Source organism: Tsukamurella conjunctivitidis, from assembly GCF_007858475.1.
Taxonomy (GTDB): domain Bacteria; phylum Actinomycetota; class Actinomycetes; order Mycobacteriales; family Mycobacteriaceae; genus Tsukamurella; species Tsukamurella conjunctivitidis.
This window is the reverse complement of record NZ_VIGX01000001.1, coordinates 205,505-227,935: the sequence shown is the minus strand read 5'-3', so window position 1 is coordinate 227,935 and position 22,431 is coordinate 205,505. Positions and strand designations below refer to the sequence as shown.

Annotated in this window: 19 protein-coding genes; 11 read left to right on the top strand and 8 right to left on the bottom strand. The window is 72.0% G+C overall.

What is annotated here, in order from left to right:
• The first annotated feature begins 81 nt into the window (after window positions 1–81).
• From FK530_RS01070 to FK530_RS01060, 3 genes are read left to right on the top strand one after another with little or no spacing between them, the layout of a single operon-like run.
• Window positions 82–1,299: a cytochrome P450 gene (locus tag FK530_RS01070; RefSeq protein ID WP_146485133.1), complete on the top strand. Its 1,218-nt coding sequence runs from the start codon at window positions 82–84 to the stop codon at window positions 1,297–1,299.
• 5 nt (window positions 1,300–1,304) lie between these two features.
• A complete protein-coding gene (locus tag FK530_RS26300) occupies window positions 1,305–1,874 on the top strand; it encodes a TetR/AcrR family transcriptional regulator (RefSeq protein WP_158644997.1) in 570 nt (189 codons plus the stop codon).
• 36 nt (window positions 1,875–1,910) lie between these two features.
• A complete protein-coding gene (locus FK530_RS01060; RefSeq protein ID WP_146485131.1) occupies window positions 1,911–2,666 on the top strand; it encodes an IclR family transcriptional regulator in 756 nt (251 codons plus the stop codon).
• Here the strand turns inward: FK530_RS01060 and FK530_RS01055 are convergent.
• Entirely contained in the window at window positions 2,663–3,643 is a 981-nt protein-coding gene (locus FK530_RS01055; protein WP_146485130.1) for an NAD(P)-dependent alcohol dehydrogenase, read from the bottom strand. The genes FK530_RS01060 and FK530_RS01055 overlap by 4 nt on opposite strands.
• Window positions 3,644–3,721: 78 nt before the next feature.
• Between FK530_RS01055 and FK530_RS01050 the strand changes: the two genes are divergently transcribed.
• Window positions 3,722–4,405, top strand: a complete 684-nt coding sequence (locus FK530_RS01050) for a TetR/AcrR family transcriptional regulator (RefSeq protein WP_146485129.1) — start codon at window positions 3,722–3,724, stop codon at window positions 4,403–4,405.
• On the opposite strand, the gene FK530_RS01045 is transcribed toward FK530_RS01050, so the two are convergent.
• Genes FK530_RS01045 through FK530_RS01035 form a run of 3 tightly spaced genes read right to left on the bottom strand, consistent with a single transcriptional unit; the run spans window position 4,365 to window position 6,712 of the window.
• Window positions 4,365–5,051: a nuclear transport factor 2 family protein gene (locus FK530_RS01045; RefSeq protein ID WP_146485128.1), complete on the bottom strand. Its 687-nt coding sequence runs from the start codon at window positions 5,049–5,051 to the stop codon at window positions 4,365–4,367. The genes FK530_RS01050 and FK530_RS01045 overlap by 41 nt on opposite strands.
• Entirely contained in the window at window positions 5,052–5,813 is a 762-nt protein-coding gene (locus FK530_RS01040; protein WP_146485127.1) for a glucose 1-dehydrogenase, read from the bottom strand.
• Window positions 5,814–5,821: 8 nt separating this feature from the next.
• Window positions 5,822–6,712 carry a 3-oxoacyl-ACP reductase gene (locus FK530_RS01035; protein WP_146485126.1) on the bottom strand — a complete coding sequence of 297 codons (891 nt, stop codon included), beginning with the start codon at window positions 6,710–6,712 and terminating at the stop codon, window positions 5,822–5,824.
• A 120-nt stretch (window positions 6,713–6,832) separates the two neighbouring features.
• Between FK530_RS01035 and FK530_RS01030 the strand changes: the two genes are divergently transcribed.
• Genes FK530_RS01030 through FK530_RS01015 form a run of 4 tightly spaced genes read left to right on the top strand, consistent with a single transcriptional unit; the run spans window position 6,833 to window position 12,317 of the window.
• Complete coding sequence (locus tag FK530_RS01030; RefSeq protein WP_146485125.1) at window positions 6,833–8,014, top strand: acyl-CoA dehydrogenase family protein; 1,182 nt, start codon at window positions 6,833–6,835, stop codon at window positions 8,012–8,014.
• Window positions 8,015–8,030: 16 nt separating this feature from the next.
• Window positions 8,031–9,113 (top strand): acyl-CoA dehydrogenase family protein, encoded by a 1,083-nt coding sequence (locus FK530_RS01025; RefSeq protein ID WP_146485124.1) that lies wholly within the window; start codon window positions 8,031–8,033, stop codon window positions 9,111–9,113.
• Complete coding sequence (locus tag FK530_RS01020; protein ID WP_146485123.1) at window positions 9,110–10,753, top strand: GMC family oxidoreductase; 1,644 nt, start codon at window positions 9,110–9,112, stop codon at window positions 10,751–10,753. Before FK530_RS01025 ends, FK530_RS01020 begins: the two co-directional genes overlap by 4 nt.
• Before the next feature lies 1 nt (window position 10,754).
• Window positions 10,755–12,317, top strand: a complete 1,563-nt coding sequence (locus tag FK530_RS01015; RefSeq protein WP_231706447.1) for a long-chain-fatty-acid--CoA ligase — start codon at window positions 10,755–10,757, stop codon at window positions 12,315–12,317.
• Here the strand turns inward: FK530_RS01015 and FK530_RS01010 are convergent.
• Complete coding sequence (locus FK530_RS01010) at window positions 12,303–13,820, bottom strand: ATP-dependent DNA ligase (protein ID WP_146485122.1); 1,518 nt, start codon at window positions 13,818–13,820, stop codon at window positions 12,303–12,305. The genes FK530_RS01015 and FK530_RS01010 overlap by 15 nt on opposite strands.
• Before the next feature lie 107 nt (window positions 13,821–13,927).
• Between FK530_RS01010 and FK530_RS01005 the strand changes: the two genes are divergently transcribed.
• Both FK530_RS01005 and FK530_RS01000 read left to right on the top strand, forming a co-directional pair.
• Window positions 13,928–14,956, top strand: a complete 1,029-nt coding sequence (locus FK530_RS01005; RefSeq protein WP_146485121.1) for an ATP-binding cassette domain-containing protein — start codon at window positions 13,928–13,930, stop codon at window positions 14,954–14,956.
• On the top strand, window positions 14,953–15,774 hold the full coding sequence (locus tag FK530_RS01000; protein ID WP_146485120.1) for an ABC transporter permease: 822 nt from the start codon (window positions 14,953–14,955) through the stop codon (window positions 15,772–15,774). The genes FK530_RS01005 and FK530_RS01000 overlap by 4 nt, the downstream gene beginning before the upstream one ends.
• Before the next feature lie 36 nt (window positions 15,775–15,810).
• Here FK530_RS01000 and FK530_RS00995 read toward each other — a convergent pair whose 3' ends face one another.
• Window positions 15,811–19,038, bottom strand: a complete 3,228-nt coding sequence (locus FK530_RS00995; RefSeq protein ID WP_231706446.1) for an AfsR/SARP family transcriptional regulator — start codon at window positions 19,036–19,038, stop codon at window positions 15,811–15,813.
• Window positions 19,039–19,090: 52 nt separating this feature from the next.
• Window positions 19,091–20,671: a succinic semialdehyde dehydrogenase gene (locus FK530_RS00990; protein ID WP_146485119.1), complete on the bottom strand. Its 1,581-nt coding sequence runs from the start codon at window positions 20,669–20,671 to the stop codon at window positions 19,091–19,093.
• Window positions 20,672–20,716: 45 nt separating this feature from the next.
• Between FK530_RS00990 and FK530_RS00985 the strand changes: the two genes are divergently transcribed.
• The gene (locus FK530_RS00985; protein WP_146485118.1) at window positions 20,717–21,736 is read left to right on the top strand and encodes an LLM class F420-dependent oxidoreductase; all 1,020 of its coding nucleotides are present in this window, start codon (window positions 20,717–20,719) and stop codon (window positions 21,734–21,736) included.
• A gap of 3 nt (window positions 21,737–21,739) precedes the next feature.
• On the opposite strand, the gene FK530_RS00980 is transcribed toward FK530_RS00985, so the two are convergent.
• Window positions 21,740–22,426, bottom strand: coding sequence for a hypothetical protein (locus FK530_RS00980; RefSeq protein ID WP_146485117.1), 687 nt, complete (start codon window positions 22,424–22,426; stop codon window positions 21,740–21,742).
• Between the last annotated feature and the right edge of the window lie 5 nt (window positions 22,427–22,431).

Here is a 22,431-nt window from a genome sequence, read left to right as displayed (position 1 = left end):
CCGCAACCATATTGACGAAACCAGCGGTTCGTCTTAGATTCAAGACGAATATAGCTTGTTGTCTCATCGAGAGGGCGGGACATGCCGACAACCACCTTCGCGCCGCGCTCCGCCGACACCTGGTCCGATCCCTTCCCTCTGTATCGCGATCTCCGTGCTACGGGCGCCGTGCACCGGGCAGGTCCGCTCGACGGCGAGGAGCTCGAGTACTACGTGCTGCCCCGCCACGCCGACGTCTGGCGAGCGCTACGTGAGCCCGGAGAATTCTCGTCCGCGCAGGGGTTGACCCTGCACTACGGCGAGCTGGAGAAGATCGGTCTCCAGGAGAATCCGCCGATGGTGATGCAGGACCCGCCGGTGCACACCGCCTTCCGTCGCCTTGTCGCCCGCGGCTTCACCCCGCGGCAGGTCGCCGCGATCGAACCCGAGGTCCGGGCCTTCGTGATCGAACGCGTCGAGCGCCTCCGCGCGCAGGGCGGTGGCGATATCGTGCGCGAGCTGTTCAAGCCGCTCCCGTCCATGGTCGTCGCGCACTACCTCGGCGTACCCGCCGCGGACCGCGGGCGGTTCGACGACTGGACCGAGAGCATCGTCGCCGCGAACTCCGGCGGTGGCGACCTCGCCTCGGTCGTCGCGACCGCCGCCGACGCCGTCGGTGAGCTGATGGCCTACTTCGCCGACCTCATCGAACGGCGGCGCACGGAGCCGGAGGACGACGTCGTCTCACACCTCGTGGCCGCCGGTGTCGGCGCGGACGACGATGCCGCGGGCGTGGTCTCCATCCTCGGCTTCACGTTCACGATGGTGGCCGGGGGCAACGACACCACGACGGGACTGCTCGGCGGAGCCGTGCAACTGCTCCAACGACGCCCCGACCAACGGCGACTCCTGGTGGAGGACCCGGCACTGATCCCCGGCGCGGTCGAGGAGTTCCTCCGGCTCACCTCGCCGGTGCAGGGGCTCGGGCGCACCACCACCCGCCCGGTGGACATCGACGGCACGGTGATCCCGGCGGACCGACGAGTACTCCTGCTCTACGGCTCCGCCAACCGCGACGAACGGGTCTTCGGCCCGGACGCCGACGAACTCGACGTCGTGCGGAATCCACGCAACATCCTGACCTTCGCGCAGGGCGCCCACCACTGCCTCGGCGCCGCGGCCGCCCGGATGCAGTCGCGCGTGGCCCTTGAGGAACTCCTCGCGCGCATTCCCGGTTTCACGGTCGATATCGGCGGTGTGCGCTGGGCGCCGGGGGCGTACGTGCGCCGCCCGACGGCCGTGCCGATCTCCGTAGGATGACCGCCATGACGTCCGCCGCGAAGAACAGTTGGTCCGAGGCCACCAGGTCCGGCGCGGCGGAGCGCATCCTCGACGCCGCCTCCGGCATGTTCGCGGAGCACGGTGTCGCCGCGGTCGGCATGGACGACATCGCCCGCGCCGCGGGGTGCTCCCGCGCCACGCTCTACCGGTACTTCGCCAACCGCGAGATGCTGCGATCCGCCTACGTGCTCCGCGAGATGTCCAGGGCTCTCGACCATCTCACGACGAGCGGACCTGCCACGGGGGACGCCTCGGAGCGCCTCGTCGCCGTGATCGAGGCGGCCGTCGCCTACGTGCGCGACCGGCCGGAGCTACTCGCCTGGTTCGCCTCGGAGGATTTCGCCGTGGGTCCGGTCCTGGCCGAGAACATCGACGCACTCGCCGCGGCGGCGACGCGCACCCCCGTCGCCGCCGACCTACCGGAGCTCGCCGACCCGCTGGTCTTCGACTGGGTCGTCCGGGTGATCGTCGGTCTGCTCGCGCACCCCGGCGCGAGCGCCGCGTACGAGCACGAGCTCCTGGTCCGGTTCGTCGGGCCGATCGTCCGCGGATAGACCCACGACGAGGACGGGCCCTGGCACACTGGTCGCATGCGTCCCGCTGAGCGGAACGACGGGGCCACCGTCGACCGGATCTCCGCACTGCTGTCGTCGTACCGGCCCGGCGACGGCGGGCTCGGCGTCTCCGAGTTGGCGCGGCGCACCGGGCTGCCCAAGTCGACGGTGCACCGCCTCACGGGGCACCTGGTCTCCGCCGGCCTGTTGGAGCGTTCCGGAACCGATCTGCGGCTGGGCCTGCGACTGTTCGAGATCGGCCAGCTCGCCACCGGCCACCGCGATCTCGTCGACGCGGCGCGTCCGGTGCTCGCGGACCTCCGCTCGGCGACCCGCAACACCGTGCACCTGGCCCGGCTCGAGGGCATCGAGGTCGTCTATTTCGAGGTCCTCCCGGGTCCGGACGCACCGGACCTGCCGTCCCGCGTGGGCGGGCGGATGCCGGCGCATGCGACCGGGGTCGGCAAGGCGATCCTCGCGTTCGCGGACGCGCCCGCACTCGACGCGGTCATCGCGGCCGGGATGCCGCGCCTGAGCACCCGCACCATCACCTCGCCCACGGTCCTGCGCCGCCAGCTCGAGCGCGTCCGCGATGAGGGCGTCGCGTACGAGCGGGAGGAGTCCGGCAACGGCACGGTCTGCGTCGCCTGCCCCATCCTCGACGCAGATGACGCCCCCATTGCAGCGATCTCCGTGGCGGGCTGGAGCAACCGCATGCGCCCGGAACGCGTCGGCCCCGCCGTGCGCGCCGCCGCCCTCACCCTTTCCCGCGTCGCGGGAGCGCGCGACTAGGTCCCCTCCACGTCGATGACGACCTTGCCGAGAACGCCGCCCTCCTCCAACCGACGATGCGCACCGGCGGCATCTGCGAGCGGGTACGTCGCGTCGAGGACCGGTCGCAGCGCTCCGCGGTCGACCATCCGCGCGAGCTCCGCGAGCAGGGCCGGGTCGGGTGCGCCACGGAAGAAACGGATCCGGCGGTCACCGTGGATCGCCGACGCGGCGATCGTCCCCAGGCTTCGAATCGTGCGATCGGTATCGAAACGCACCGTCACCATGCGTCCGCCCGGTGCGAGCAAACGCCGGAAGTCGCTCAGATCGGTTCCGACGGTGTCGATCACGACGTCGAACGTGCCGAGGCCGTCGGGGCCGGTCCGCCGGTAGTCGACGGCCCGATCGGCGCCGAGACCGGACACGAAGTCCAGGGCGCCCGCGCCGGCCAGTCCCGTCACCGGACCCGCACCGAGCGTCTTCGCGACCTGGACGACCGCACTGCCGACACCGCCTGCCGCGCCGCGCACCAGCACGCTCTCGCCCGGGCGCAGGCCCGCCTCGCGACGCAGGGCGAGCAACGCCGTGAGCCCGCCCACCGGGAGGGTCACTGCTTCGACGGGCGACAACGACCGTGGTGCGGCGGCGATCTGATCGGGCCGGACGACGACGTACTCGGCCAGGCTGCGCAGCGCCTGACCCGACGCATCGGGCTTCTCGCTCAGCAGGCCCCACACCCGATCGCCCACAGCGTGTCCGGACGTCGCGGGGCCGGCCGCGGCGACCTCGCCGACGAAGTCCAGCCCGGTGCGCCGGGGGAACGGCCCGCGCATCAGCCACGACGGCAGGCCGCCCGAGCGGACGATGAGCTCGCCACCGTTCACCGAGACGGCGCGCACGCGCACCAGCAGCTCGTCGTCACCGATCGCGGGGATCGGCACCTTGCCCTCGTAGAGCACCTCAGGCGGACCGTAGCGATCGAACAGGGCGGCACGCATGGAGGATTCGTCGTGTGTCATGTCCGGGACAACCGTCGGGCCCCCGTGCGGCTTCCGCCCGCCGATAAACTGAGAGACATGAACGCCGATCGGTCTCATCTCGCCGGGAGCGAACGCATCCTGCGGACCGACGCCCGGCGCAACCGGGAGCGCATCGTGCGCGCCGCCCGCGAGGTGTTCACGGCCCGCGGCATCGACGCTCCGCTCGCCGCGGTCGCGCGACGCGCCGGGGTCGGCGTCGCGACCCTGCACCGCAGGTTCCCCACGCGCGACCAGCTCGTCGCGGAGGCCTTCGGGGAGCAGTTCGGCGCCTGCACGCACGCGCTCGAGAAGGCGATCGACGACCCCGACCCGTGGCGCGGCCTGAGCGCCCTGGTGCACACCGTGTTCGCGCTGCAGGCCGGCGATCGAGGATTCACGCAGGCCTTCCTCGATCGCCATCCCCGCGCAGCGGAATCCACGAAGCTCGACGAAGCGGAGCGCGCCCTGAACGCGCTGGTCGACCGATGCCGCGACGCAGGAATGGTGCGACAGGACGTCACGTCCGCCGACGTCACCCTCGCGTTCCTGGCGAACGCCGGTCTCGTGGCCCGGGGCTCCGTACCGCGGTCCGCCTCCGCGCGCTTGGCCGGGCAGCTCCTGCGCGCCTTCGCCGTCTCCGACGGCTCGCCGCTACCGCCGTCCCCGGCCCTTCCCCTGCGCCCGCTGCTGAGCGGGACCGTCAGAAGTGCAGGGCCAGATCCGGTTCTCCGGCGCCCGTGAAGTCGACGACGGCGAGGCCGCGGCGCGCGCCGTCGTAGACGGTGGCGGTGACCGTCCGGCCGGACGCGAGAACCTTTCCCACCTGTAAGCCGCGCAGGTGGAGCAGGTCGGCGGCCCGTCGACGGCCCCGCCCGCCGACGCCGCGTACCCCGCCGAGGAAGCCCAGCGCGGCACGGGCGCCCAGCGTGCGGAACAGCCGGGGGCCGAGGAGTGCGCCGGCGGCGAGCCCGCGTGGACCGGAGAGCAGGAGCGCGGCGATCATCCCGCGCAGTTCCCAGTGCGCGTACAGGCCGGTGATGGCGGCGCCGCCGGGACCGTCGGTCACGGTGTACCGCAAGTGCATCGGGATGTGCAGCGTGACACCGGTGCTCATGGTGGTGTGCACCGTGAGGTCGCGGATCATCAGGCCCTCCCGCTCACCCGGGAGGATCAGGTCGTGGTCGACCTCGAAGACGATCCGGTTGGGCGCGATGAACATGTCGTAGAACCGCGCGATCGCCGCGGGGTCCGTCTGCGGCGGCGGCCCCACCGGATCGTGGACGGCGCCGCCGGGGGCGAACAGCGCCGTCCAGGCGTCCTTGTCGTGCGCAGCGACGGCGGCGGGCGAGGCCTCGACCACCCGCCGGATCGCTTCCGTGCCGGGCATCTAGAGCTTCAGCGCGTGGGTCGCGGTCGCGCCGCCGTCGGCGACGAACTCGGCGCCCGTGCTGTAACTCGCCTCGTCGGACGCGACGAAGAGCACGAGCGAGGCGATCTCGTCGGCGGTGCCCTGGCGTCCGATCGGCAGACGCTGCTTGAGCCAGTCGGTGGGCGGCTCGTTACCGCCGAGGGCGTCGGCCACCATCGCGGTATCGATCATGCCGGGGTGCACCGAGTTGACGCGGATGCCGTACTGGCCCAGCTCCATCGCCGCGGCCTTCGTCATACCCCGGATCGCGAACTTGCTGGCCGTGTAGGCGGTGAGATAGGGCATGCCGCCCAGCCCCTCGACCGAGGAGGTGTTCACGATCGCCCCGCCGCCGGCCGCCTTCATCGGCTCCACCGCGGCTCGCATACCGAGGAAGCAGCCGAACTGGTTGATCCGGATCACCCGCTCGTAGTCGGCGAGGGCGGTCTGCTCGAGCGCCGAGAAGAACAGCACGCCGGCATTGTTCACCAGCACGTCGAGCCCGCCGAAGCGCTCCTGAACCTCCGCGACCGCGGCGGCCCAGTCGTCCTCGCTCGTCACGTCGAGATGCCGGTACACCGCTGCGTCGCCGAGCCCGGCGGCCAGCGCCTCGCCCTGCTCGTCCAGGACGTCGCCGAGCAGCACCTGCGCGCCCTCGGCGACGAACCGTCGCGCGACGGCCGCGCCCTGCCCGCGTGCGGCGCCCGTGATGAGCGCCCGCTTCCCCTGCAGTCGTGCCATGAGAACTCCTAGCCTTCCAGCTGTGCTGCGACGAACATGCGGTCGTCGCGGTCCGCGAAGTAGCCGCCCACCGCAGCGGCGAGACCGGCCTCGTCCCACTGGCCGCCGTCGGCGTCGAAGCGCGCCTCCAGGCTGGGCGGCGCCATCAGCGCGACCATGCCGCCGTGCACCACGAAGACCTGACCGTTGACCTTCTCGGCCTCCGGCCCGGCGAGGAAGCGTACGAAGCGCGCCACGTGATCGACGGACAGGGGGTCGACGGTGCCGTCGGGGGCGTCCCCGAAGACACCCTCCGTCATGGCGGTCCGCGCACGGGGGCAGATCGCGTTCGCGCGGACGCCGTACCGTCCGAGGCCGCGCGCGGTGGCGATGGTCAGCGCGGCGATGCCGGCCTTCGCCGCGGCGTAGTTGGGTTGGCCGACGGAACCGAAGAGGAAGGCCTCCGAGGACGTGTTGATCACGCGCCCGTAGACCTCGCCGCCCGATGCCTTGGCGGCGTCGCGCCAGTACGCCGAGGCGTTCCGCGAGAGCAGGAAGTGCCCGCGCAGGTGCACGCGGACCACCGAGTCGAACTCCTCGTCGCTCATCGAGAAGATCATCTTGTCGCGGCAGAAGCCGGCATTGTTGACCACGATGTGCAGGCCGCCCAGGCCCTCGGCCGCGGCCATCAGCGCGTCGGCGGTGTCCCGGTCCCCCGAGTCGCCGAGCACCAGCTCGGCGCGCCCGCCGTCGGCCCGGATCTGCGCGACCACCTCCTCCGCCGCCGGCGAGACGTCGCCCACCACGACCGCGGCGCCGCCGCGGGCCAGCGCGAGCGCCTCGGCCCGGCCCAGCCCGGCGCCCGCGCCGGTCACGATCGCCACCTTGCCGTCGAGGCCCGCTACGTCTGCCTGCGTCATGTGCAACCCTTCGATTTCGAGAACGTGTTCACTATGGAGCGTGCGCTCCTCATAGAAGGAAAATACTGCCGAGAGCGCGGTTTCGTTCCGCTTTTCTAGAACTTGTTCTACAGTGGCGCCATGCGGATCGACTATGCGCCGGAACAGCAGCAGCTGCGCGCCGAGCTGCGCGCGTACTTCGCCCAGCTGATGACCCCCGAGCGCCGCGAGGCGCTGCTCGGGCCCGGCGGCGAGTACGGCGACGGGGAGGTCTACAAGGAGATCACCCGCACCCTCGGCAAGGACGGGTGGCTCGCCATCGGCTGGCCCGAGGAGTTCGGCGGCCAGGCCCGCCCCATGCTCGACCAGCTGATCTTCACCGACGAGGCCGCGGTGGCCGGCGTCCCCGTGCCCTTCCTCACCGTGAACACCGTCGGCCCCGCGATCATGGCCGGGGGCACCGAGGAGCAGAAGGCGGAACTGCTGCCCGGGATCGCCGCCGGCGAGACCCACTTCTCCATCGGTTACTCCGAGCCGGAAGCCGGCACCGACCTCGCCTCCCTGCGCACGCGCGCGGTCCGCGACGGCGACGACTTCGTCGTCAACGGCCAGAAGATGTGGACCTCGCTCATCGAGTACGCGGACTACATCTGGCTCGCGGCGCGGACCGACCCCGAGGCGCAGCGCCACCGCGGGATCTCGATCATGGTCGTGCCCACCGACGCCGAGGGCTTCTCCTGGACCAAGGTGCACACCGTCGCGGGCCCCGGCACGTCGGCGACCTACTACCAGGACGTGCGCGTGCCCACGAGTTCCGTCGTGGGCGAGCTGCACGGCGGCTGGAAGCTCATCACGAACCAGCTCAACCACGAGCGGGTGGCGCTGACCTCGGCCGCCCCGCTGCTCGACTCCGAGCGCCAGGTGCGGCACTGGGCGCAGAACACCAAGCTCGCCGACGGCACGCGCGTGATCGACGCCGAGTGGGTGCGCACCCACCTCGCCCGCGTCTACGCCCACGCCCAGTACCTCAAGCTGCGGAACTGGAAGATCGCCTGGGCCGCCGACCACAGCGAACTCGGCCCCGCCGACGCCTCCGCGACCAAGGTCTTCGGCACCGAGTACGCCACCGAGGGCTATCGCCTGCTGATGGAGGTGCTCGGCACTGCGGGCATCGTCCGCGCCACGTCACCGGGCACGCTGCTGCGCGGCAGGATCGAGCGGCTCCACCGCAGTTCGCTGATCCTCACCTTCGGCGGCGGCACCAACGAGATCCAGCGCGACCTGATCGCGGGTGCGGGACTGCACCTGCCCGTGAGCCGCTGAGCGAAGGAGGCAAACCATGGACTTCACCGTTCCCGAGGCGCAGAGCGACCTCGCCGTGCTCACGCGACGCATCGCCGAGGATTGGTCCGAGAAGAACCCCAAGCCCGGCGATTCGGGCTTCCACCGCGACCTGTGGGCCACGCTCGCCCGCTCCGGCGTGCTCGACGCCGCGCTGCCCGCGTCGGTCGGAGGCGGCGGACTGGGCATCACCGCGCACGCCGCGGTGCTCACGGAGCTCGGCCGCACCGTCGCTCCGGCGCCGTACCTGGACACCGTCCTGGTCGGCGCGGAGACCATCGCCGAGTACGGCACCGCGGAGCAGATCGAGAAGTGGGTGGTCCCCGTGCTGCGGGGCGCCGACACCGTCGCCGTCGTCTTCGGCGACGAGCACACCGGCTTCACGGCGACGACCTCCGCCGACGGCTGGCGGCTCAACGGCGCCCAGACCGCCGTCTCGTCCGCAGCGTTCGCCGACACCCTGCTGATCGAGGCGACCACGGCGGAGGGCCCCGCGCTGTTCCTGCTGCCCCGGGACGCCAAGGGCATCAGCATCACCCGACAGAACGTGGTGAACGGCTCCGACACCGCGCTCGTCGAGGCCGCCGCCGTACCGCTCCCGCTCGACGCCCGGCTCGGCGGTGACGGCGCTCCCGCCCGCGCCCGCCGCCTCGCGACCATCGGCTGGTGCGCCCTGCAGGCCGGCATCACCGAACGAGCGCTGGAACTGACCGCCGAATACGCCCGCACTCGCGAGCAGTTCGGCAAGCAGATCGGCAGCTTCCAGGCCGTGCGGCAGCGCCTCGCCGACGCCTACATCGACGTCGAGGCCGTCCGCCTCACGGTGCTGGAGGCGGCATGGCGCGAGTCCGAGGGCCTCGACGCCGACGCGGAGATCGCGACCGCCAAATTCTGGGCCGCCGAGGCGGGCCATCGCGTGGCGCACACCACCGTTCACGTGCACGGCGGCGTCGGCATCGACACCGATCATCCCACCCATCGCTACTTCGTGGCGGCCAAGCGCGCGGAGTTCGCGCTCGGCGGCGCGACGGCCCACCTCCGCGCCCTCGGCGCGACCCTCGCCGGAAGGAACCCCGCATGATCCGCAAGCCGTACAAGACCGCGACCACCGCCGTGTCGCCGAACGACGCCGTCGACTACATCGTCATCGGTTCCGGCAGTGCCGGTTCGGTGGTCGCGGGCCGGCTGGCCGACACGGGTGCGACCGTCGCCCTGCTCGAGGCGGGCCGCAACGACAACACCCGGCTCGCCCAGGTGCCCGGCATGATCTCGATGGTCCACACGGTGCCCCAGCTCAAGTCCCGGGTCGCGTGGAAGCAGTACTCGGTCCCGCAGAAGTTCGCCAACGACCGGCGGATCCCCATGACGCGCGGCAAGATCCTCGGCGGGTCGAGCTCGATCAACGGCATGCTCTTCGTGCGCGGCAACCGCGCGAACTACGACTCCTGGGCCGCCGAGGGCGCAACCGGCTGGGACTACGAGGGCGTCCTCCCCGCGTTCAAGCGCCTCGAGAACTGGGAGGACGGCGCCACCGACCTGCGCGGGGCCGGCGGCCCCATCGAGGTCACGCGCCAGCGCCACCTCACCGCCGCCACCAGGTCCTACATGCAGGCCCTCTCGTCCACACTGGACACACCGGTCATCGAGGACTACAACGGGCCGTCGCAGGAGGGCGTGAGCGTCTTCCAGCAGAGCGCCTCCGGCGGAACGCGATTCAGCTCCGCGCACGGCTATCTCCGCGGCGATCGACCGAACCTGCACGTGCACGTCGGCGCTCACGTCAAGCGCGTAGTGATCGAGAACGGACGCGCCACCGGCGTCGAGGTGCTCGACGGGAACTCCGTCACCACCATTCGCGCCCACCGCGAGGTCATCGTCTCCGGCGGCGTGATCGGCACCCCCCAGATCCTGATGCTCTCCGGCATCGGACCGGGCGCGCACCTGCGCGAGAAGGGGATCGACGTGCACGCCGACCTCCCCGTGGGGCAGAACCTGCACGATCACCTCTTCGTACCGCTGACCTTCCTGATGAAGGACGCGGTGCACAAGGGCACCCCGCCGTACTTCGCGAAGGGCCTGCTCCAGGAGTGGCGCAAGCCCGGGGAGAGCTTCATGGCCAACACCGTCTTCGATGCGGCCGCCTTCGTGCGCACCTCGTACGCGAAGGACATCCCGGACCTGCAGATCCACTGCCTGCCGTGGAACTACCCGACGCCGAACCAGGATGCCGACAAGCTGCACATGGTAGATCCGCGGCCCGGCCTGACGATCCTTCCGACGCTGATCTACCCGCAGAGCCGCGGCGAGCTCCGCCTGAACTCGGCCGATCCACTCGAGCAGCCGCTGATCGACCCCGGTTACCTCTCCGACCCGCAGGACACCGAGGTGCTCATGGAGGGCATCGGCATGGTCCGCGAGGTGATGCGACACCCGTCTGTCGCGCCGATGGTGAGCGAGGAGTTCACCCCGGGCGCCGCATTCATGGATGACGCCGCGTTGCGGCGCGAGCTCCCGAACCGCGTGCACTCCGTGTACCACCCGGTCGGCACCTGCCGGATGGGCACCGACGAGCGTGCGGTGGTCGACCCGCAGTTGCGGGTCAAGGGGATCGAGGGGCTGCGTGTCGCGGACGCGTCGATCATGCCGTCCATCACCGGCGGCAACACGAACGCGCCGTCGTACATGATCGGCGAGATGTGCGCGCGGTTCCTCGGCGCCTGAGATGAGCGACGCCCGCATGCAGGCCCTGCCGACCGTCGCCGACCTGCTGCTGGCCCGCGCCGAGGATCCCGGCGCGGGCCTGCGGGCCGGCGACCGCAGGTGGACCTGGGCGGAGCACGTCGCGGAGTCCTCGGTCCGCGCCGCCGTTCTGCGGGAGCTCCTTCCTCACGGCGTTCCACCACACGTCGGGGTGCTCGCGGACAACGTCCCCGAGTTCTCCTTCCTGCTCGGCGCCGCCGCGCTATCCGGTGCGGTCGTCGTGGGAATCAACCCGACCCGCCGCGGCGAGGCGCTCGCCCGGGACGTCGCGCTGGCGGACTGCGGCGTCGTGCTCACGCAGGGTCGCCACGCCGCGCTTCTCGACGGCCTCGAGCTCAGCGTCCCCGTCATCGATCTCGACGGTCCGTGGTGGGCGGAGCTGCTCGCCGCGCACGCCGGTGCGCCCGTGCCCGTCGCCGAGGTCACCCCGGACAGCCTGCTCGCCCTCGTCTTCACCTCGGGGACGAGCGGTGAGCCGAAGGCGGTGCAGGCGACGCACGGCAAGTTCACCGGAGCCGGCACCATGCTCGCGCAGCGGTTCGGCCTGAACGGCGATGACACCGCCTACATCGCGATGCCGCTCTTCCATTCCAACGCGCTCCTCGCGGGCTGGGCCGTCGCGCTCGCCGCCGGCGCGACCATCGCCCTCGCCGAACGCTTCTCGGCCTCGTGCTTCCTGGCCGATGTACGCAGGTACGGCGCCACCTACGCCAATTACGTGGGTACTCCCCTGTCCTACATCCTCGCCACTCCGGCACTCCCGGACGACGCCGACAATCCGCTGCGCGTCCTGTACGGCAACGAGGGCCGCGCCGAGGACATCGCGGCCTTCGCCCGGCGCTTCGGCTGCCACGTCCAGGACGGCTACGGCTCGTCGGAGAACGGTGTCGCCATCGCCCGCACCCCGGACACCCCGCCCGACGCCCTCGGTCCCCTGCCCGACGGAGTCGCGGTCTGGAAGCCCGGTACGACCCGGGAGTGCCCGCGGGCCGAGGCGGCCCCCGACGGCACGCTGCTCAACGCGGACGAGGCGATCGGGGAACTGGTCAACACCGCGGGCACCGGAGGCTTCTCGGGCTATTACAACGATCCCGCCGCCGACGCAGAACGATCGAAGGGCGGCGTCTACCGCACCGGCGATCTGGCGTACGTCGACGAGGCGGGCTACGTCCATTTCGCCGGCCGAACCGGCGACTGGATGCGCGTGGGCGGCGAGAACCTGGGCGCAGCCCCGATCGAGCGCGTCCTGGTGCGGCATCCCGCGGTCGCGGAGGCCGCGGTCTACGGATTGCCGGACCGCGTCGGTGACCAGGTGGCGGCGGCCCTCGTCCTCGTCCCCGGCGCGGAGCTCGACCCCGAGGAGCTCTCCGCGTTCCTGCGCGCGCAGCCGGACCTCGGCCCGCGCCAGTACCCGCGGCGCTGGCGCGTCGTACCGGAGCTGCCGCGCACTCCGTCGTTCAAGGTGCTCCGGCGCGCCCTCGTCGCCGACGGGATCGACGCCACCGCGCCGCTACCCGGGCAGTAGCGCCCGCACCGCCTCGATGGTGTCCGCCTCGGCGGCGGTCTTGTCCGGTCGGTACCGCAGTACTCGCGCGAACCGCAGCGCGACGCCGCCGGGGTAGCGGCGCGAGACCTGCACGCCGTCGAGTTCGATCTCGACCACGATCTCGGGTCGCAGGTACACGGTGTTCTGATCCCTCTCGCGCTCGTGGCGCGGGAACTCCTCGGTCTGCCACCGCAACAGCGCGTCCGTCAGTCCTTTGAAGGTCTTGCCGACCATGATCGGCTCGCCGCCGTCCGGATCCCGTGCCCCGAGGTGCAGATTCGAGAGCATTCCCGTGCGGCGGCCGTAGCCCCATTCGGCGCCGAGCACCACCAGGTCCACCGTGTGCGTCTGCTTGACCTTCTGCCACGAACGACCCCGGCGGCCCGCTGCGTAGGGCGAGTCCAGCGCCTTCACCATCACCCCCTCGTGCCCCGCGGCGAGCGCCGCCGAGTAGTGGGCCGCGGCCTCGTCCGGCGTGGGCCGGGACAGAGCGGGGATGCGCAGTGCCCCCGCGACCTCCTGCAGCGCATCCAGCCGGACCGACAGCGGCTCGTCGAGCAGGTCGCGACCGTCGAGGTGCAGGCAGTCGAAGAAGTACGGCCGCAGCAGAGTCTCGCGCGACTCGGTGGATCCGAACCGGCTCATCGTCTCCTGGAAGGGGCGCGGCCGCCCGGCGTCGGTCAGGGCGAGCGACTCCCCGTCGAGCACGACGGACCGGCACGGCAACTCGCGCGCCACCGCGACGATCTCCGGCACCGCATCCGTGATGTCGCGCAGCGTCCGGGTGTAGACGCGGACGTCGTCGCCGATCCGGTGGACCTGGATCCGCGCACCGTCCAACTTGAACTCGACGCTGACGTCCGGCCCGAGGTCCGTCATCGCGGACGCCACGTCCTCGGCCGGCGAGGCGAGCATCGGTGCGATGCCGCGCAGGACCTCGAGCCCGAATCCTGCGAGCTCTGCCGCGCCGCCGCGCAGCGCCGCCGCGGCGGTGTCGGGCAGCGACCCCGAGAGCATGGCCGCACGGCGCACGGTCTCCAACGGCACCTCCGCAGCGCGTGCCACCGCGTCGGTGACCACCCCCGCGAGGGCGCCCTGGCGCAGCTCACCGGTGACGAGCCCGATGAGGAACCGCTGCTCCGCCGCCGTCGCGCGCCCGAACATTCCGGTGAGGACGGCGTCCCGTCGGGCGACCGATCCCGCACCGGACGTCCCGGCCAGCTCGTCGAGGGCGGCGGTGACGTCCTCCACGGTCAGGGCCGGCTCCTCCGCGGGTGCCAGGCCGTCGACGGTCCGCGCGACGGTGCGCCAGCCCGCACCGAGGCGGCCCTGCAGCAGCTCACCGGACAGCCAGGCCACCACGGGGCGCACCGCCCCGGGCCCGGCGGCGCGGATGACAGCGGCCAACGCGGCGATCTTCGCGGTGCGGGACCGGGTGCCCGCGACCTCGGCGGAGACGGCGACGACCTCGGCGAACAGCACCCCGTCATTGTGGCGCACACCCCTGACAGGTGCGGCCGGACCGCGGCGACAGACCGCGTCAGCGCCACGACAGCCCCACGACAGCGCGGCGATGCATCGTGATGCCCATGACGATCACACAGATGAGGACCGGCCAGGGCCCGTCCTCCCCCACCGACCTCGCGATCGACGCCCGCGGCCTGGTCAAGCACTTCGGTGCGACCCGCGCGGTCAACGGCGTCGACCTCCAGGTGCCCACCGGCACCGTCTACGGCGTCCTCGGCCCCAACGGCGCCGGCAAGACGACCACCATCAGCATGCTCGCGACGCTGCTCAAGCCCGACGCCGGGAGCGCCCGGGTCTTCGGTCACGACGTCGTGGCCGAGGCGACGACGGTGCGCTCGCTCATCGGCTTGACGGGGCAGTACGCCTCCGTCGACGAGGATCTGACGGCCCGGCAGAACCTGGTGCTCTTCGGCCGGCTGCTGGGCAAGAGCCGCCCCGCCTCCCGCGAGCGCGCCGAGGAGCTGCTGCACGCGTTCGGCCTGGAGGACGCGGCGAACCGTCCGCTCAAGGAGTTCTCCGGCGGCATGCGGCGGCGCCTCGATCTGGCTGCGAGCCTCATCGACACCCCGCCCCTGCTGTTCCTCGACGAGCCGACCACGGGCCTCGATCCGCGCACCCGCTCGCAGATGTGGGACACCATCCGCGATCTCGTGGCGCAGGGCTCGACGGTGCTGCTCACCACGCAGTACCTCGACGAGGCGGATCAGCTCGCCGACCGGATCGCGGTGATCGACCACGGACTGGTCATCGCCGACGGCACCGCCGACGAGCTGAAGGCCTCGGTGGGCTCCTCCACGCTGCAGCTCACCCCCGCCGATCACGCGGACGCGCCGGCCGTCGCGCGCACCGTCGAGCGGATCCTGACCGAAACCGCCGCGCTCAGCCCCGAGGCCTCCCGCGTGACCGCCCCACTGCACCGTCCCGACCTCGTGCCCGACCTGCTCATCGCCCTGCGCGAGGAGGGCGTCGCGATCGAGGAGATCACGGTCTCCAAGCCCAGCCTCGACGAGGTCTTCCTCACCCTCACCGGCCGACCCGACGACAGTCGCGACGGCTCGGCCACCACCGATTCCGCCCAGGAGGCGTCATGACGACCACCCTCACCCGTGCCCCCGGTCGCACGCCCGACCGCGCGGCCCCGAACCACATAGGCCTCGCCGACACCGTCAAGCAGTCCTTCACCATGGGCTGGCGCGGCGTCCTCAAGATCCGGCACAACCCGGAGCAACTCTTCGACGTCGTGCTGCAGCCCGTCGTCTTCACCCTGATGTTCGCGTACATCTTCGGCGGCGCGATCAGCGGCGACGTGCACAGCTACCTGCCGGTCATCATTCCCGGCATCCTCGTGCAGACCGTGATCGTCGCCTCGATCGTCACGGGCACCCAGCTCCGTGAGGACATGAACAAGGGCGTCTTCGACCGCTTCCGGTCGCTGCCGATCGCCCGCATCAGCCCGCTCGCCGGCGCGCTCCTCGCCGACGTCGTGCGTTACCTCATCGCCACGGTCATCACCTTCGTCGTGGGCATCGCGATGGGCTGGCGGCCGGACCCGGTCGGCGTCCTCGCCTCCACCGTGCTGATCCTGTTCTGCAGCTTCGCCGTCTCCTGGATCTTCGCGCTCATGGGGTGCCTGATGCAGAAGGCCACGTCGGTGCAGGGCGTCTCGATGATGATCATGTTCCCCCTGACCTTCCTGTCGAACGCCTTCGTGCCGGTCGAGACCATGCCGGGCTGGCTGCAGGCCTTCGTGAACGTGAACCCGATCAGTCACCTGGTCTCGGCGATCCGCGAACTCTGCAACACCGGACACGCCGGGGTGCACGTGGTGTGGAGCCTGGTCGGCGCGCTGGCGATCATCGCGATCTTCGCGCCGCTCGCCGTGCGGGCCTACATCCGCAACGCCCGCTGACACGGGCGTCCGCGAGTCGCACCACCGGCCGCCGCGCTACGCCCTCCGGCGCAGCGCGGCGGTCGTCTCCCGAAGGAGCCGGACCGCGCGCGACCGGGACAGTCCGTCGATGCGCGCCGACCGCGCGCGCCAGGACTCGGCCGGTGCCGCGTCCGGCGGGTCCGCGAGCCGGCGCACCGTCTCGTGCATCACCGGATAGTCCTGGCGCGCACCGAGCCTGTGGGCCAACGCCACCATGATGGCCGCCTCCTCGGACGTGGGCTCCGTGGCCACCAGGTAGGCGCCGACGGCGAGCGCCATCGTCGCGGCCTGCGGCAGATCCCAGTAGCCCGTGATCCCGAACATCGCCTCGTCGCCGGCGATCAGCGCGGCGACGAGGTCGCCGCCGGTCTCCGGCGCACCGCAGGCCACGACACCGAGGAGGGCGATCGCGACGAGCATCTCACCGCCGGGGTCCCTGCTGCCGTTGGGGATCCGGCGCACCAGGAGCTCGCCGGCGCGGAGGTAGAGCGCCGCGTCGGGCGCGCCCCGCAGACGCGTCAGTTCGGCCGTGCCGATCATCATGGCGGCCACCGCTTCGGGGCCGCCGTCGGGATCCGGATCCGACGGCGACCAGGCGCCCTGCAGACCGCGATGGAGCGCCGCCGCCTCGTCGATCCGGCCCAACGAGCACAGGCTCGCCACCAGGTAGGCCGTCGCCTGCTTGGCGTCCTCGTCCGCGCCGATCGAGGCCAGCTTCTCCGCGGCCGTGCGGTAGCGCACTTCCGCTTCGCCCCAGCGGGCCTGCTGACCGAAGATGCTCGCGGTGCTCATCGCGAGCATCGCCTCCGTCCAGGCGTCGCCGGGCCGGCTGATCGCGCCGATCGCAGCGGAATCCTTGAGGGCGCCGGCGAGATCGCCGCTGTTCTCGCGCAGGTTCATCCGCGCCGCGAGCGCGTGCAGCCGGACGTCGTCCACGGGCGAGGAGACCCCCGCGAGCACGAGACGGAGAAGACCGTTCACCGAGCGTTGCAGGAACGCGGCGCAGAAGTAGTCGACCGCGTCGAGGAGCGTCCGCTCGGGCCGGTGCAGCCGACGGATCATGGTGCGCCCCCGCGCGATGTGCCGCGCCTTCGGATCGGCTCCGGGCGCGGCGCACGCCGCGAGCACGGCGGCCTGCCACAGTCCCCGGTCCTCGTCGGTGAGCCCCGCGGCGAGGGATTCCCGCGGGTCCGGCAGTGCCTCGACGATCCGGATGCCCAGTTCCTGCACCTGGGCGTGCAGGCTGCGCATCGACCACAGGCCGGCGAGCAGGGGGAAGACGCGGATCACGGTCCACACCGCGGCGCGATCACCCGCGACCAGGGCGTCGACGGCGTGGCGGAGCACGAACGCCAGGTTCTCCAGATCGTCGGCGAGGCGGCCGATCACCGCATGTCCTCCGACGGAACGGTATTCGCGCCACATCCCCGCAGCGAGCGTCGCCGCCCACGACGCCATCGCGCGGTCCACCACGACACCCTCCGGCGTCCCGTCCGCCGACGGCGGCGCCTCGATGAGCCGCTCCTCGCCGAACTCGCGCACCGTCTCCAGCATCCGGTACCGGGTGCGGCCCGCGCTCTCCGCGACGTGCAACAGCGACTGATTCGCGAGCGACACCAGCGCATCGTCGAGTGCCACCGCATCCAGCCCCGTCGCCGCTGCCGCCGCGGCGGTGTCGAACCCGGCCGGGAAGCGGCACAGGCGCCGCAGGCTCAGCTGCGCCTCGGGTTCCAGTAGTTCCCAGCTCCATTCGATCACCGCGTGCAATGTGCGGTGCCGGTCGGGCGCGGATCGGTCGGGTGATCGCAGGAGCGCGAAGCGCTGCTCCAACCGTGCTGTGATCTCCTCGACGCCGAGGGTGCGCGCGCGGGCGGCGGCCAGCTCGATCGCCAGCGGTAGTCCGTCCAGGCGGCGACACAGCTCGGCGACCGCGTCCTCCGGGAGCGGCACGTCGGGACGGACGGCGCGGGCGCGCTGCGCGAACAGCTCGACCGCGGCGGACCCCGCTCCGGCGGTCGCGAGGACGGGCAGCGGGTACACCCGCTCGGCCCGGATCTGCAGGGGCGAGCGGCTGGTCGCGAGCACCGTCACGCCGGGCGCACCGGCCACGAGGTCGGCCACGACGTCGGCACAGGCATCGACGACCTGCTCACAGTTGTCCAGCACGACGAGGCAACGCCGGCGGCCCAGGGTCTCCAGCACACGGGCGCCGAGGTCCCGGACCGCCCTGCGCGGCATCCCGTCCGCACCGAGATCGGATTCCGCGAGACCGAGCACGCGGGAGATCGCCGGCAGCACGCCCTCCGCCGAGCGGACCGCGGCGAGCGGCACGTAGTAGACCGCCGTGCCGGCGTCCGCAGCGGCGGCGCCGACCGCCTCCGCGATGCGCGTCTTCCCCACGCCGCCCGGGCCCTGCACGGTGACGACCCTCGCCTCCCCCAACAGGCGGACCAGCTCGGCGACCTCGCCGTCGCGCCCGATCAGCGGAGTGATCTCGGCCGGGAGTCCCACGACGGGCCCGCGTGCGGGTGCCGACGGTGCCGGGGCGCTGCTCTCGAGCAGTTCGCGGTGCAGCCGCGCGGCCTCCTCGCCCGGCTCGGCGCCCAGTTCGGTGATCGAGCTGCGCCGCAGGTCCGCGTACGCGGCGAGCGCCTCCGTGATCCGGCCCGTTCCGGCGAGAGCCCGCATGAGGACGACCCGGGCGGGTTCGTCGAGCGGATCGGCGGCGATCCGGCGCTCGGCGATCGCCCGGGCCCCGTCGAAGTCGCCCGCCCCGAGTGCCGCAGCGGCCACCCGCGCCTCCAGTCGATCGAAGGCGAGCGCGGCGCGGCGGGCGAGCTCGCCCGCCGGACCACCGTCGTCCAGGTCGTCTCCGGGGACGCCGCGCCACAGCCGCACGGCGCGCGCCTCGTTGTCGCCGGTGCGCAGCGCGGCCTCGGCCCGGGCGAGATCGGAATCCGCGTCGAGGCGGTAGCCGCCGGCGACGGCCTCCAGCGGAGCGGGCCGGACCAGCGCGCGCACGCGCGAGATCTGCGTGTGCAGCGCGGCGTGCGGCGACTTGGGCGGATCGTCGCCCCACACGTCGTCGACGAGCCGGTCGGCACTGACCGGGCGGCCGTCGGCGAGCACGAGTGCGACCAGCAGCCGCCGCGCCCGGACTCCGGGCACGGGTCGCCCGCCGGCGACGATCGGGCCGAGGACGCCGATCATCGCCGCATCGTCGGGAGCGCTGCCGTCGTGCACCCGGCCAGCGTAGTCGCGGACGGACCTGCGGACCGCCGTCGCGGTGGCCCGATCAGCGGATGCGCAGCTTGCGCATCCAGCGCAGTACCTGCTTGGTCTGCTGGGCGTACTGCTCGTAGCTCTGCCCCGGGCGCGGGTTGTAGACCTGCTGCTTCAGGGTCGCGAGGTTCGTGGTGTCGGTGTACTTGAGCAGGCCGGCGTCGCCGTGGCGCACGCCCACGCCCGAGGCCTTCCACCCGCCCGACGGCGTGCCCTTGCTCGCGAAGGATGCGGCGAAACCGTCGTTGATGTTGACGTTGCCCGCCTCCAGCTGCGCGCCGATCCGCGCCGCGCGGCGCAGGTCCTTGCCCCACACGCTGGCGTTGAGGCCGTAGCGGGTGTCGTTGGCGAGGCGGATGGCCTCCTCGTCGCTCGAGTAGCGGAACAGCGCGACGACGGGGCCGAAGGTCTCGGCCGAGGCGAGATGCATGTCGGGGGTGACGCCGGTGAGGACGGTCGGCGCGTAGAAGGCGGGGCCGACGTCGGTGCGTTCCCGGCCACCGCACAGCACCGTCGCGCCCTTGGCGCGGGCGTCCTCCACGTGCGCGGCGACGCGCCGCAGCTGGTCGGGCGAGGCCAGCGAGCCCATGTCGGGCCCGTAGTCGTAGGTCGCGCCCAGCTTCAGCGCGCCCGCGGCCGCGACGAACCGGCGGGAGAACTCGTCGAAGATGTTCTCGTGGATGTACATCCGCTCGATGTGCATGCAGGCCTGGCCCGCGTTGGCGAAGACGGCGAAGATCGCCGACGTGATGGCCTCGTCGAGGTCCACGTCGTCGAGCACGATCATCGGATTCTTGCCGCCGAGCTCGAGGCTGCAGCCGATGAGGTTGCGGCCGGCCCGCTCACCGACGGTCGTTCCGGTCGCACTGGAGCCGGTGAACATGACGAAGTCCGACTCGTCGATGAGCGCGGGGCCCACATCGGGCCCCTGCCCACACACCACCTGGAACAGCCCCTCGGGCGCTCCCGCGCGGCGCAGCAGCTCGACGCCGTAGAGCGCGGCGAGCGCGGTCTTGTTGTCGGGCTTGAGTACCACGCCGTTGCCGGCGATGAGGGCGGGGATCGCGTCGGAGAGGGCCATCGCGAAGGGGAAGTTCCACGGCGCGATGACGCCGATGACGCCCTTGGGGCGGTGCAGCTCCACCGAGTTGCTGACCACCGGCACGGGGCCGCCGCGGCGGCGCGAGCGGAGCAGCTTGGGCGCCGTTTTGAGGTAGTGGCTGATCACCATCGGGACGTCGCAGGACTCCTCGAAGGCCATCCGCCGGTTCTTGCCGGTGCCGCTCTGGATGAGGTCGACGAGCAGTTCGTTGTTCTCGAGGATCAACTCGTGCAGACGCCGGAAGACGGCGAGCCGTTCCTCCAGAGTCTTCTGGGCCCACTGCCTCTGCGCCTCCCGCGCGGAGGCGAAGGCGGCGACCACATCGCTCGGCGTGGACTGCGGGAGTGATCCGATGGGCGCACCCGTGAACACCTCGGTCATGGTGAACGGATCGCGACTGCCGTCGGCGACCACCAGCGCGGTGAGGCGCTCGATCAGCTCGTCGGTGACGCGCGCGGGCAGGGTGCTGTCGATCTGCGTGGGCGAAGCCATACCGAACTGTAACCCAAACCCTAGAACTTGTTCTAGATTTGGGGAATGGTCAACGATCTCAATCTGGGCATCAACCTCGGCTACTGGACCCGTGGGCCGGAGGACCACACCGCGGCGGTGGTCGCCGCCGACGAACTCGGCTACGACTACGTCTTCACCGCCGAGGCCTACGGCTCCGACGCCTTCTCCACACTGGCCTGGTACGGATCGCGCACGAAGCGGATCAAGCTCGGCACCGCCGTGGCGCAGATCCCGGCCCGGACGCCCACCGCCACCGCGATGCACGCTCTCACCATCGACGGCCTCTCGGGCGGCCGCATGGTGCTCGGCCTGGGCGCGTCCGGGCCGCAGGTCGCGGAGGGCTGGTACGGGAACCCGTTCCCGAAGCCGCTCGCCCGCACCCGCGAGTACGTCGACATCGTGCGCCAGGTGATCGCCCGCGAGGCGCCCGTGACCAGCGCAGGACCGCATTACCCGCTGCCCTTGCCCGGCGGCACCGGGCTCGGGAAGCCGCTGAAGTCGATCGCGCTGCCGGTGCGGCCGCGCATCCCGATCTTCCTCGGCGCGGAGGGGCCCAAGAACGTGGCGATGTCGACGGAGATCGCCGACGGCTGGCTGCCGCTGTTCGTGGACCCGCAGCAGGTCGACAGCGTCTTCGGCGGGTCCCTCGCGGGGCGCTCCCCCGATTTCGAGATCGCCGCGACCGTCTCCGTGATCGTCTCCGACGATCTCGAGGCCGCCCTCACCCAGGCGAAGATCCCGCTCGCCTTCTACATCGGCGGCATGGGCCACAAGTCGACGAACTTCCACCTCGACCTCATCGGGCGGCTCGGATTCGCCGACGCCGCGGTGGCCGTCCAGGAGAAGTTCCTCGCCGGCGATCGCGCGGGTGCCATCGCCGCGGTCCCCGACGAGCTGGCCGATTCGATCGCGCTCCTCGGTCCGATCGATCGCATCGCCGAGCGGCTCGAGCTGTGGCGGGACTCGCCGGTCACGACGGTGCTGTTCAGCGGTGTGCGCGACGAGCCGACCCTGCGCGCGCTCGCGGAGGCGGCCCGGGGCTGAGCGTCACCGTCGGCCGAAAGTGAAGGCGAGGTCCCACGGGTCGAGGTCCCAGCGGCTGATCGCTTCGATCATCACGGTCGGGGCGGTCGCCACGGTATCGGGATTCGACGGTGCGCTGATCGTCGCCGTCCGATCCCATTCGTCGACGTAGGGCGCCCACAGCTCCGAGTCCCGCGGCGACGGCGCTGTCTCGACGACGGTGACGAAGACGCCCGGCGCCTCGCCGGCCGGCAGGACGGCGAAGAGACAGAAGGGTTCCCTCCCGGCGTCGTGCGCGCCCCGCTCGACCACCAGGTACTCGTCGGTGTCGGCGCAGTGCGCCACCGCTCGCGTGAGCACCTCCCGGAAGTCCTCGAAGGTCGCACGGGAGGCCCGCTTCTCCGGACCGAGCGCGACCACCCGCGCCTCCATCGTGAGGCTCCCGTCCTCCGCCCGCATCGGGACACGGGGCCGCACGCGGAGCGCACCGTCCTTCTCGAAGAGCTCCGCGGCCTCGCGGTACCGGCCCCCCTTGCGGGAGACCCGGCCGATCCGGCCCGTTCCCTGGGCCTCGCGGAGCCAGCCGTCGTCCGGCACCGACCAGAGCCGGGAGGCACCGTCGGACGACCATGTCCGCACGAGACCGCCGACGCACGGGCTGATCTCGACCATCCCCGCGGCGGCGTCCGACTGCGCGTGCGATCCGGGCATCTCCG

Bases quoted from the DNA above. Each gene is read 5' to 3' on its own strand.
- FK530_RS01070 (WP_146485133.1), top strand. From the start codon at position 82: ATGCCGACAACCACCTTCGCGCCGCGCTCCGCCGACACCTGGTCCGAT.
- FK530_RS26300 (WP_158644997.1), top strand. From the start codon at position 1,305: ATGACGTCCGCCGCGAAGAACAGTTGGTCCGAGGCCACCAGGTCCGGC.
- FK530_RS01060 (WP_146485131.1), top strand. From the start codon at position 1,911: ATGCGTCCCGCTGAGCGGAACGACGGGGCCACCGTCGACCGGATCTCC.
- FK530_RS01055 (WP_146485130.1), bottom strand. From the start codon at position 3,643: ATGCGTGCCGCCCTGTTCGATCGCTACGGTCCGCCTGAGGTGCTCTAC.
- FK530_RS01050 (WP_146485129.1), top strand. From the start codon at position 3,722: ATGAACGCCGATCGGTCTCATCTCGCCGGGAGCGAACGCATCCTGCGG.
- FK530_RS01045 (WP_146485128.1), bottom strand. From the start codon at position 5,051: ATGCCCGGCACGGAAGCGATCCGGCGGGTGGTCGAGGCCTCGCCCGCC.
- FK530_RS01040 (WP_146485127.1), bottom strand. From the start codon at position 5,813: ATGGCACGACTGCAGGGGAAGCGGGCGCTCATCACGGGCGCCGCACGC.
- FK530_RS01035 (WP_146485126.1), bottom strand. From the start codon at position 6,712: ATGACGCAGGCAGACGTAGCGGGCCTCGACGGCAAGGTGGCGATCGTG.
- FK530_RS01030 (WP_146485125.1), top strand. From the start codon at position 6,833: ATGCGGATCGACTATGCGCCGGAACAGCAGCAGCTGCGCGCCGAGCTG.
- FK530_RS01025 (WP_146485124.1), top strand. From the start codon at position 8,031: ATGGACTTCACCGTTCCCGAGGCGCAGAGCGACCTCGCCGTGCTCACG.
- FK530_RS01020 (WP_146485123.1), top strand. From the start codon at position 9,110: ATGATCCGCAAGCCGTACAAGACCGCGACCACCGCCGTGTCGCCGAAC.
- FK530_RS01015 (WP_231706447.1), top strand. From the start codon at position 10,755: ATGAGCGACGCCCGCATGCAGGCCCTGCCGACCGTCGCCGACCTGCTG.
- FK530_RS01005 (WP_146485121.1), top strand. From the start codon at position 13,928: ATGACGATCACACAGATGAGGACCGGCCAGGGCCCGTCCTCCCCCACC.
- FK530_RS01000 (WP_146485120.1), top strand. From the start codon at position 14,953: ATGACGACCACCCTCACCCGTGCCCCCGGTCGCACGCCCGACCGCGCG.
- FK530_RS00990 (WP_146485119.1), bottom strand. From the start codon at position 20,671: ATGGCTTCGCCCACGCAGATCGACAGCACCCTGCCCGCGCGCGTCACC.
- FK530_RS00985 (WP_146485118.1), top strand. From the start codon at position 20,717: ATGGTCAACGATCTCAATCTGGGCATCAACCTCGGCTACTGGACCCGT.
- FK530_RS00980 (WP_146485117.1), bottom strand. From the start codon at position 22,426: ATGCCCGGATCGCACGCGCAGTCGGACGCCGCCGCGGGGATGGTCGAG.